General features: G+C 69.6%; 2 protein-coding genes. Both read right to left on the bottom strand.

What is annotated here, in order from left to right:
* Positions 1–14: 14 nt before the first annotated feature.
* Positions 15–8,621 carry a non-ribosomal peptide synthetase gene (locus tag KEG57_RS16950; RefSeq protein WP_272458623.1) on the bottom strand — a complete coding sequence of 2,869 codons (8,607 nt, stop codon included), beginning with the start codon at positions 8,619–8,621 and terminating at the stop codon, positions 15–17.
* Complete coding sequence (locus KEG57_RS16945) at positions 8,618–12,103, bottom strand: non-ribosomal peptide synthetase (RefSeq protein ID WP_272420605.1); 3,486 nt, start codon at positions 12,101–12,103, stop codon at positions 8,618–8,620. The genes KEG57_RS16950 and KEG57_RS16945 overlap by 4 nt, the downstream gene beginning before the upstream one ends.
* Positions 12,104–12,105 lie beyond the last annotated feature (2 nt).

Raw genomic sequence — 12,105 nt, 5'->3', positions numbered from 1 at the left:
CCGAGGAATTCGACCTACCCGGCGTCCGTGAAGTACTCCGAAAGCACGCTGGCCAGTGTTCGCACGTGAGGCTCCCGCAGCATCGTCACGTGACCTCCGGGGACGACCCTCGCCGTCACCGGGACGAGCTTCGAGAACCCCGCCACTTTGCGCTCGGCGATCTCGGCGCCGCTCTCCTCGGCGGCGAGATAGAGGAGCGGGATCGGCGCCGGATGGTTCGGCTCGTAGACCAAACGCTTCGATGCCTGGTAGACGTTCACCTGCCCGCGCGCCTCGGCAATGTCCGAGCCCGGCGGGAGCAGGCTGATCCTCTCCAGGTGGCGCTGGAAGAATGCGAGCCGCTCGTCCGAGGTCATCGCTGCGAGCTCGGCGTGAGAGACGTCCACGCTCCCCTCGCCAAGCTCCTCGAAACCCGTGATGATCTCGTGGATGACATCGACCTCGTCCCACGCGCGCTCCGGCATGTGCCGCGCGCCGGGCGGAATCGAGTCGAGCACGACCACACGCGACCGCTCGCCCATGGCATGAAGGTGCTGCGCCATGGCGAAGACGACCTTTCCGCCGAAGGAATGACCCAAAAGAGAGTACGGACCACGAGGCTGAATGGCGCGGATCTCGTCGACGTAACGCTCGACCATCGGATCCATCGTCGTGTGAGGTGAGGTTTTTCCAGACAGTCCAACCGACTGGAGCGCGAAAAACGGCTGGTCCTTGCCGAGATGGTGGGAGAGCAGGGACAGGTAATGCACGTTGCCGTGGCCCCCGGGGACGCAGAAGATGGGCCGCCTCTCGCCGCGCGGTTGAATCGCGACGAGCGGCGCCCAGACGTCGACCTCCGGCGGGCTCCCGAGCAGGCGGGCCATCTCCTCGATGGTCGGATGCTGGAAGAACACCGACACGGGGATTGTCTGGCCAAACAGATCCTTCTGCTTCGAGAGGAGCCGAACAGCGAGGAGGGAGTGTCCGCCGAGATCGAAGAAGTTGTCCCGGACGCCGATGGGGCCCTTGCCGAGCACCTCTTCCCAGAGGCGCACGAGCATTCGTTCTTCGGCCTTGCGCGGATCGACGCCCCCCTGCCCTCTCGTTGTCTCCGCGCCCGATCGCGGCAGCGCCCTCCGGTCGACCTTGCCGTTTGGCAGCAGGGGAAGCTCATCGAGCCAAACGAAGGCACTTGGGACGATGGAATCGGCCAGTGTCTCGAGGAGATGCTTCCGAAGGGCGGAGCCATCCGGGCGAATTCGTCGGCCGCGCGCCTCGTCGCCCCGGGGGACGACATACGCGACGAGCCGCCTCTCGATCCCCTCGCCCTCGGCCACGACGACGGCCTGCGCCACGTCAGGGTGCCGGCAAAGCGTCGCCTCGATGCCCCGGAGCTCGACACGCACGCCCCGGATCTTCACCTGATCATCGGTCCGGCCGAGGATGTCGAGCGAGCCGTCGAGGCGATACCTGCCAATATCGCCGGTGCGATAGAGGCAATCGTTCGGATCGTCCGTGCGCGGATTGCGCTGGAATCGTCGCGCCTGCTCGTCGGGGTCGTGGAGATAGCCCCGCGTGCGGAAGGGCGTGCGAATCACGATCTCCCCGGGCTCGAAGGCGCCGCAGAGCTCGTCGCCGCGGAGCACGAGCGCCTGGGTGTCCGGCAGTGGAAATCCGACCGGCTGCACGCCCGGACGCGGGACGGGAGGCACGACGTGGGCGCATTTGGCCAGCGTGGTCTCGGTGGGGCCGTAGAGGTTGATGATCTGGCAGCCCGGGGCGCGCTCGCGAAAGCGGAGGACGAGCGCGTCGGTGAGCGGCTCGCCTGCGAAAAACGCATACCGAAGCCCGGAGATGGCGCGGCCCTCCGGCGCGTCCGCGAGCCAGGCCTGGGCGAGGGAGGGTACCGAATGCAGCAGCGTGATCGACTCCCGCTCGAGCCATTCGAAGAGGCGGCGCCCGTCCATGGGATCGTCGTCCGGAGGCAGGACGAGCGTGCCTCCACTCACCAGCGCGACGAAGACGTCGCGCAGGACGACGTCGAACGAGAGGGCCGTGAGCTGCGCCGCGCGGTCGTCCGGGCCGATCCCGAAGGTTTGTCCTTGCCATTGCAAGAAATGCGCGAGGCCCTTGTGGAGGCCGACGACACCCTTGGGGGTGCCCGTCGTGCCGGACGTGAAGAAGATGTACGCCGGCGCGTCGGGCGCGAGCGCGGGGAAGGCCGTCGGCCGCGCCGCGAGCGATGCCGGGGACAAACCCCGGTCCGGGTCCAGGTTCACGACGAAGATCCCCTCGGGGGGCTGCCAGGCCGGCGCTTGTCCTTCTGGTACAACGACGATGGCGTGGCGCGCGCCGGCCTGCGTGAGCATCCCCTCGCGGCGCCCTGGCGAGAGGCGAGGATCGAGCAGGAGGAGCGCGCCGCCGGCGGCGAGGACGCCGAGCATGGCGGCGATCAGACCGAAGGAGCGTGGCCCCGAAACCGCCACGGCCCGGCCCGGCTCGATTCCGGCCTGCTCCAATGCGCCGACGACACCGGCCGCCTGATCCACGAGCTCTCGGTAGGACCACGCCGCGCCTCCTCGCGCAAGGGCGCGCCGATCCGGCGCCTCCGCAGCGATGCGTGCAACCCGCGCCGGGACGGGCTCGATGGGCCGCTCGGGCAGGGGGAGCGACATGTCCGGGAGCACGGCCTGCATCGAGGGCGTGACGAGCGAGAACGCATCGATGGGGCGCGTCGGATCGTCGCAGACCTGCGCCAGCAGGTGCCGGAACTGTTCGAGCACGTGCGCGATCGTATCGGCGGCGAAGAGGTCGGCCTTGTACACCGCCCGCATTTCGAGCTCGTCCCGGGCATCGGAGACGTAGAGCGAGAGGTCGAACTTCGCCGGCTCGTCTCCGAGCCCGGTCACGCCCGAGACCTCGACGCCCGTGAGCCTCGGCGTCTTCGCCTCCGCCGGCACCATGTTGAACAGGACCTGGAAGAACGGGCTCTGGCGGAGGTCGCGCGACGGCGAGAGCTCAGCGACGAGTTTCTCGAAGGGAAGGTCCTGATGCGCGAACGCCTCGACCGTCGTGCGCCGGACGCGCTGCACGAGCGTGGCGAACGTGGGGCTCCCGGAGAGATCCGTGCGGAGCACGAGCGAGTTCAGGAAGAGGCCGAACACCCCTTCCAGCTCGACCCGGTTTCGATGGGCAACCGGCGTCCCCACGACGACATCGTATTGCCTAGACAAACGAGCGAGCAAGAGCTCGAAGGCGGCGAGCAGGGTGACGAAGAGCGTCACGTCCTGCTTTTGGCTGAAGGCGCGGAGCCTCCGGTGGAGGGACGCGGGCAGCGTGAGCGACGCGGCGGCTCCGCGCGACGACGGCCGCTCGGGCCGCGGACCGCTTCGCGGCAAGCTCGGCGAAGGGGGCGCGCCTTCGAGCTTTCGCTTCCAGTAGGCAAGCTCCTCGGCCATTCGCCCCGACGAGATACACGCCCGCTGCCATACGGCGAAGTCGGCATATTGAATCGACGGTTCGAGGAGCGGTGAGGGCAAACCCGCGCGAAACGCGTCGTAGAGCGCCTCGAGCTCGCGGACGAGGATCCCCATGGACCCGCCGTCCGAGACGACGTGGTGCACAACGACGAGCAAGATATGCTCGGTTTCGCCGTGCAAACGGAGGAGCGTCGCGCGGAACAGCGGATCGTTCGCCAGGTCGAACGGGCGCGCGGCCTCTTCGGCCGTGAGGCGGAGCGCGGTCGCTTCGCGCGCTCGCTCGAAGGCCGAGCGAAGGTCCAGCACGGAAAGGCGAAAATCGGCATGACGGATGATCTGCGTGGGCTGATCCGCCACGGTGACGATGTTCGTTCGCAGGCTCTCATGGCGCCGCACGATCTCGGCGAGGCTCCGCTCGAGGGCCGCAACGTCGAGCGGCCCCGAGACGCGGAACGCCATGGGCATGTTGTAGGCGGCGTCGCTGCCTTGCAGCTCGTTCAAGAACCAAAGTCGTTCCTGGGCGGCCGAAAGCGGCAATGCGCCATTACGCGGCGCGGGGCGGAGGACGGGCGTTTCGCTCGCCACGAGAGGAGCGCCGGGCGGCGCCGCGCCCGCGTCCATCCACGCGGCAAGGGCCGCGATCGTCGTGTGCTCGAAGAGGATCGAAAGGGGCAACTCGCGCTCGAATGCTTTGCGCGCCCGTGCCGCGACCTGGGTGAGCAGCAGCGAATGGCCGCCGAGATCGAAGAAGCGGTCGTGAATGCCCACCGCCGAGAGGCCGAGCACCTCGCGCCAGATCCCGGCAAGGATCTCCTGCGTGGGCGTGCGTGGGAGCGCCCCGGCGGCTTCCTGCGAAAACGATAACGAAACGGGTGGCGGCAGGGCCCTGCGGTTCACCTTGCCGTTCGGCGTGAGCGGCAGCGCGTCGAGCGTCACCCATGCCGCGGGGATCATGACCTCGGGCAACGTGGCGCGGAGGTGCTCGGCGAGCCGGGGCCAGAGGCGCCGGTGAATCTTCCCGCGCAGAGGGTTATTCGTGTACGTATGCCACGGCCGCGCCGCAGCCCTCGTGGAGAGAGCCGGATCCGACGTGGGTTTGTCCGCATCGCGCTGCCAGAACACCACGTCCATTGCGCCCGGCGTGCCCGACGCGGAAGGGCCGATCTGCGCGGTATAACCGAGTTCGTCCGCGAGCGACCACAAGGCCTCGGGATCGACGCCGTCGCGCGCCTGGGAGAGCGTTTGTCGCAGGTGGGAGACGCGATCCTCGTGCGCGCCGACGAGCCACGCGACTGTCCGCACGTCGTCCTCGACGCGCGCGTCGGGGACATCGCGAACGACGATGGAGGCCGGAAGCGCCTCGGCGAGGTGCCGGTGGAGCGACGCAACGGAGAAACCCGCCCAGCGAACGTCATGTTCGGCAGGCGCGAAAGGAGGGGCCGCGCCGCTGCCGATGCGCAGGACGACCTGATAACGGAAGCGGGTCAGCTCGTTGGAATGACGCCCGCGCTTGACGCGAACCTCCGCCGCGCCGATCTGCGGCAGGCGCGCCGAGAGCGCCAGGAAAAACGCAGGGTCGATCAAGAGCTCTTCCTCGTCGAGCATGCGCTGCTCGACGAGCGCCGCGAGCCCGGCGCGATCGAGGTCGTCCGGCGCGCGATGACGCTGCACGGATGCGTGATACGCCGAAAAGAGCGCGTGATTGCGCACGTCGCCGAGGTAGATCGCGCCGCCCGGCCTCACCGCCCGCGTCGCGCCCTCGAGCACGCGGATCAGGTACTCGACGCTCGGGAAGTACTGCACGACCGAGTTGATGAGCACGACATCGAACGCGCCTTCCGGGATGCCCTGGAAGTCGTCGGCCGCGCGCTGCTCGACCGTGACGCCTTCGAGCCCCTTCATGGTCCGCCGCACGCGCTCGAGCCGAGCCACGGCCTCGCCAGAGAGGTCCGTCCCGAGGTAGCACGCGCACGTCGGCGCGAGCCGGAACAGCAAGAGCCCCGAGCCGCAGCCGATCTCGAGCACGCGACGGGGCGCGAGCGCGCGCACGTCGGCGACGGTCGCCTCGACCCACTCGTGCATTGCCTCGGCGGGGATCGGCGCGCCGGTGTAGCTGTCGCTCCAGCCGCGGATGTCGAAGGTCGGATCCACCACATCGGCGGTTTGTCCGTACGTCTCCTCGTACAGGCTTCGCCATTGCTCGACGTGGCTCGCTTGCGCCTCGACGTCGCTCGACGCGGGGACCACGTACGCGACGAGGCGCTTGTCGCCGGGCCGGTCCTCTCGCGCGACGACCACGGCCTCCCGCACTGCGGGGTGCGATCCGACGGCCGCCTCGATCTCGCCGAGCTCGATGCGATGGCCGCGGATCTTCACCTGATCGTCGACGCGCCCCAGAAACTCGAGGTGGCCCTCGGCGCGGCGTCGAACGAGGTCCCCGGTCCGGTAGAGCTTCCCTTCGCCGAAGGGGTTCGGGACGAAGCGCTCGTTCGTGAGCTCGGGCCGATGCAGGTAGCCGCGCGCGACGCCCACGCCGCCGATGTAGAGCTCGCCCGGCGTGCCGAAGGGTACGAGCTTCTGTCGGCGGTCGAGCACGTAGACCTGCGTGTTCGGGATCGGGCGCCCGATGCGCGTCGCGTCGGCGGGCTCGGCACAAGGATTCGCGGTGGACCAGATCGTCGCTTCGGTGGGGCCGTACAGGTTGAAGAAGCGACGCCCGCGGGCCCACGCCTCGACGAGCGCGGGCGTGCACGCCTCGCCCGCGACCGCGATCGTGCGGAGTGCCGGCAAATCTGCGACGGGCAGGGCCGCGAGCGCCGAGGGTGTGAGCGTCGCCATCGAGATGCGATGACGCGACAGGAATCGCCCCAAGGGTTCGCCAGGTAAAACGTCCTCCCGCGGGCCGAGGCAGAGGGTCGCGCCCGACGCGAGCGCGAGCCAGATCTCGAACGTGGCGGCGTCGAAGCCGAGCGGCGCGAGCTGAGGCACCCGGTCGCCCGCCCCGAGCTCGAAGATGCGACGCTGGGCCTCGGCGACGTTGACGAGCCCCCGGTGCGAAAGGAGCACGCCCTTCGGCTTGCCCGTCGTGCCCGACGTGTAGATGACGTACGCGAGATCGTCCGGACGAACACCGCTCTCGGGACGACCGCGTGGCGCCGCCTCGAGCGCGGACGCGTCTCGATCCAGACAGACGAACCGTATGCCGCTCGCCGGTATCTTCTCGACGAGCGAGGTGTGTGTCACGACAACCTCGGGCCGCGCGTCCTCGAGCATGAAGCCCAGTCGCTCGCGCGGGTACGCCGGATCGAGCGGTAGGTACGCGCCGCCCGCCGCGAGGATGCCGAGGAGGCCCACCACCCGATCGAGGGACGGATCGAGGCAGATCCCCACGATCTGTCCCCTCCTGATCCCGCGCGCTCGCAGGTGATGCGCGAGCGCGTGCGCGCGCTCGACGAGGGCGCGGTACGTGAGCGTCTGCGGCGCGTCCCCACCGTCGAAGAGCACGGCGATCGCGTCGGGCGTGCGCCGCGCCTGCGCCTCGATGAGCTCGTGCGCCGAGAGCGCGTCCGGGTACGCCGCCGCCGTCTCGTTGCCCTCCACGAGCACGCGGCGCCGCTCGGCCTCGCCGAGGAGCGGAAGGTCCCCCACCCGCCTCCGCGGATCGGCCACGATCCCCTCGAGCAGCACGCGAAATCGGTCGATCATCGGCTCGACGGTGGCCGCGTCGAAGAGGCCGGTGTCGTAGAACAGGAGCCCGTCGAGCCCGCCGTCCCGTTCGTCCAGGTGAATCTCCAGATCGAGGCGCGCCTGCTGCGATTGCACGTGAAGCGGCGTCGTCCGGAGACCCGGCAGCGAGAACGCGCCCCGCGGCGTGTTGTGCAGGGCGAACGCGACCTGATACACGGGATGATGGCTCGCGCTCCTCTCGGACGAGAGCGCCTCGACGAGTTTGTCGAAGGGCAGATCCTGGTGCGCGTAGGCATCTTGCGTGATTTGTTTCACGCGGCCGAGGTGATCGAGGAAGGTCGGATCGTCGGAGATGTCCGCCCGCATGGGGAGGCTGTTCACGAAGAGTCCGATGAGCGGCTCGAGCTCCTGCCGATTGCGGCCGGCGATGGGCGTGCCGACGACGACGTCGTCCAGGCCAGAGCACCGTGCAAGGAGCACCTGGAAGGCGGCGAGCAGCGTCATGAAAAGCGTCGCGCCCGCGTCCTGCCCGAGCGCGCGCAGGGCGGAGGTCAGCTCCGGCTCGATCCGAAAGCGGAAGAGCCCGCATGGCGATGCGCTCGCCGCCTGCCGGGGGCGATCGGCGGGCAGCTCGAGGACGGCCGGCGCGCCGTCGAGCATGTTCTTCCAGTACGCGATGTGCGGCGCGAGGACCGCGGGCGTGAGCACGCGGCGCTGCCAGACCGCGACGTCGGCGACCTGGAGGTGGAGGTCCGGGAGCGGCGACGCCCGTCCCTCGACAAACGACCGATAGAGGATCTCGAGCTCGCGAAAGAAGACGCCCATGGACCAGCCGTCCGAGGCGATGTGGTGCATGGTCGAGAGCAGGACGTGGACGGGCTCGGGCCCCTCGGCGAGCCGGAGCAAAGAGGCGCGGAGCAGTATGTCGGACGCGAGGTCGAAGAGCCTCTGCCCCTCGGCCTGCACACGCCGCGCGACCTCGGCATCCTGCTCGGCGGCGGAGAGGTGGCACAGGTCGACGAGGGGCGGAGCCATCGCCTGCGGCGGCCGTATCACCTGCGCGGGCTCGCCGCCCCGGGCGACGAACGTCGTGCGCAGGCTCTCGTGGCGGCGCACGATCTCGGACAAACTGCGCGAGAGCGCGTCGATGTCGAGCGGGCCCTCGAAGCGCATGGAGAGCGGCATGTTGTAGGCCGTGCCGCTGCCCATCTGGTCGAGGAACCAGAGTCGCTGCTGGCCAAAGGTGAGCGGCAGCGGGCCTTGCCGCGAGGCCGGCTCGAGCGGGAGGCTCTGGTCCTTGCGGCTCCATCCCCGCAGGAGGAACGAACGGATCTCGCCCTTGTGCGCGGCCATCGCCTCGCGCAAGGCCGGCGTCAGCGCCCCCTCGGGGGCCCGGAAACGCAGGCGGTCCTCCTCGATCCAGAACCGCACGCCGAGCCCGTGAAGCTCGCCGAGGAGCGCTTCGACAGCGCTCACAACTCGCCCTCTTCCCCTCGTCCCGCGCCCTCGGCGCCCACGCCTCCCGAAGCGAGCAGGTCCTGCGCGAGCCTCGTGCGATCGATCGACGCGGAGAGCTCGACGACCGTGCTGTTCTCGAAGACGGCCTGGAGCGGCAAGTGCAGCGAGAACGCGCGGTTGACGCGCAGGACGAGCTGGGTCGCGAGCAGCGAGTGTCCGCCGATGTCGAAGAAGCTGTCGTGAATGTTCACGTGCGAAAGCTTCAGGACCTCGCAGAAGATGGCGGCGACCTGCTCTTCCGTCGGGGTGCGCGGCAAGGTCTGATCACGCGCGACGCCGACCTTCGCCGGGTCGGGCAGCGCCGCCCGGTCGACCTTGCCGCTCGTCGTGACGCGCGGGATCTCCGCGAGCGCAAGGAATCGAGAAGGCACCATGTGCTCGGGCAACGTTCGTCGCAAGGCGCCGCCGAGCTCCCGATCGAGATCGTCCTCCGCGATGCCCTCCGGGACGACGTAGGCCACGAGGGAACGATGCCCCTTCGTCTCGTGGACGACGACCACGGCGTCGCGGAGGGACGGGTGCCGCCGGAGCTCGGCTTCGATCTCGCCGAGCTCGACACGATAGCCGCGGATCTTGACCTGGTTGTCCGTTCGGCCCAGGAAATCGAGCGTGCCGTCCGGTCGCCACCGGCATCGATCCCCCGTCCGGTAGACCCGACCTCGTCGTGCCGCCGGAGAGAGCTCCGCGACGAACGGCAGCGACGCGACGGCGACAAACCTCTCCGCGGTCAGCGACGGCTGATTCAGGTAGCCGCGGGCAGGTCCGATCCCGCCGAGGAAAAGCTCCCCCGGCACGCCGATCGGTACGGGCTGAAGGTTCGGGTCGAGCACGTACGCTGTGCGGTTCGCGAGCGGCATGCCGATGGGGATGCGCGGCAGCCGAGCATCGAAATCGCGGGGCACCTCGTACACGGTGGCCGCGACCGTGGCCTCGGTCGGGCCGTAGACGTTGAAGAGCCGCGTCCGCGTCGAAAGCGCCGTTCGTCGCCACCGCGGTACGACCTCCACCGGCATGACATCGCCGCCGACGATCAAGCTACGTAGACGCAGACGTTCGGCGAGCGCCGGCGTCTCCAGCCATGCATCCACCAGCCCTCGCCAATGCGCGCCCGAGGTGTCGAGGAGCGTCACCTCGAGCTCGGCGAGCTTCTGCGAGAAGGCACGCGGCTCGAGCTCCCAGTCCGGCAGGATCACGCAGGCGCCCGCGACGAGCGCCGGGAAGATTTGCTCCACCGAAGCATCGAAGTGAAACGCGGCGAGCGCGAGCACCCGATCCGAGGGCGTGAGGCCGTGAAAACGGACGTACTGGGTCGTGTGCGCCACGAGCGCGTGGTGCTCGATCAAGACGCCCTTGGGCTCCCCGGTCGAGCCCGAGGTGTACATGACGTACGCCAAATGGCCGGGGGCCACGTCGTTCCCGAGGTCGTGCGTGGGCTCGGCCGCGAAGGCAGTCGCGTCGTCCAGAACGACGACACGCGCCTCACCCATGGGCAAGCGAGATGCGAGGTGCGCCTGGGTGAGCACGACGGGCGCGCGGGTGTCCGCGAGGAGGAACGCCAGGCGGTCCGGCGGGAGCGCAGGGTCGAGCGGCACGTACGCGCCACCGGCCTTGTGCACGGCGAGCATCCCGACCACCATCGAGACCGACCGATCCGTGAAGAGGCCGACCAGCGTCTCGGGCCCGACGCCCAGGGCCACGAGGTGGCGTGCGAGCGCGTTCGCCTGGTCGTTCAGCGCGCGGTAGGTGAGCCCCTGCCGGAAGGTCCGCGCGTCGTGGACCACGGCCATCGCTTCCGGCGTCCGCGCCGCCTGCGCCTCGAAGAGCCGGATCACCGCGCCTTCCTGGGGCAGGTCGGCGGCCGTGTCGTTCCACTCGACCAGGATCCGATGTCGCTCCTCCGGCGGCAGGAGAGGCAGCGCTCCGATCCGCTTGCCTGGGTCCGCCGCGATCCCCTCGAGCAAGGTCCGGAACTGCGCCACCATCCGCTCCATCGCCGCGCGATCGAAGCGGTCACGATCGTAGACCCAATACCCCTCCAGGTGATCGCCGACCGGCAGGACGTCGACCTCGAGATCCATGCGCGCCGCCCGCGTCGGCACCTCGATCGGCGTGGCCTCGATTCCTGGGAGGGAGAGGTCGATCCGGACGGCATTCTGGAGCGCGAAGAGCACCTGCACGAGCGGGTTGCGCCGCGGGATCCGCGGGGCCCCGAGCGCTTCGACCAGGCGCTCGAAGGGCGTGTCCTGATGTTCGTACGCTGCGACCATGTGCGGTTTCGCACGCGAGAGAAAGTCCGCGAACGTCGGGTCGTCGCCGAGCTCGGCGCGCAGCACGAGCGTGTTGACGAAGTAGCCGATCATCGGCTCGAGCGCCTGGTGCGTGCGACCCGCGGCGGGTGTGCCGACGAGCACGTCGTCCTGCCCGCTGACACGCGCGAGCAAGACCTGGAAGGCCGCCATCAGCGTCATGAACAGGGTCGCGCCCCTCTCCTCGGCGAGCCGAGAAAGGCCCCGCGTCGTCTCCGCGTCGATGCGGAAGTCGAGCCGGGCACCACGCGGCTCGATGGGAAGCGCCTCCTCGGGGCTCTGCTCCCTCGCGATGGGTAGATCGAGCAGCGTCGGCGCGCCTTCGAGCCGCTCTCGCCAGAACCGCAGCGAGCGCTCGAGCGCCTCGCCTCGCAGTCGCTCCCTCTGCCAGACCGCGATGTCGGCCATCTGGACGGAGAGCTCCGGCAAGGGCGTCGGCGCTCCGGAGGCGAACGCGGCGTAGAGGGCCGAGAGCTCGCGCGTGAGCACCCCGATGGACCAGCCATCGGAGGCGATGTGGTGCAGCGTCAGCATCAGGACGAAGCGGTCCTCGCCAGTCCTGATCGAGAGGGCACGCAGCAGCGGCCCCTCGGCCAGATCGAAGGGCCGGTCCCGCTCGGCGGCGATCGCGTCGTCGAGGGCCGCCTTTCGCGCGGCCGGCTCGAGCGCCCGCAGGTCGAGCTTCGCCACGGGGACACTCGCCGGGTCGCGGATGACTTGGCGGAGCTCGCCTTCTACCTGGACAAACGTGGTTCGCAGGCCCTCGTGGCGCCGGGCGATCTCGTCGAGCGCGCGCCCGAGCACGCCTTCGTCGAGCTTGCCGACGAGCTCGACGGCGAGGGGCACGGAGTACACGGAGCGATACCCGAGCTGATCGAGGACCCAGAGTTGTTGCTGCCCGAACGTGGCCGGCAGCGGCCCGCCGCGAGGCACGGGGACCGGCCCGCCAGCCGAGGGCGACGCCGCGGACGCGCGCAGGAGCTCGATGAGCTCCGGCTTCTTCGCCTTGAGGACACCGATGAGCTCCGGCGTGAGGGCGCCGGGCGGTGCGGAGACGCGCAGGTCCGCGCCGTCCACCCAGAGCTTGATGTTCTTTTTCCGGACGTCCGCGAGGAGCGCGATCAAGGTATCCATGG

This window comes from Polyangium jinanense, assembly GCF_028435365.1.
The sequence above is the reverse complement of the archived record's forward strand: the minus strand, read 5'-3'. Positions and strand labels throughout refer to the sequence as shown.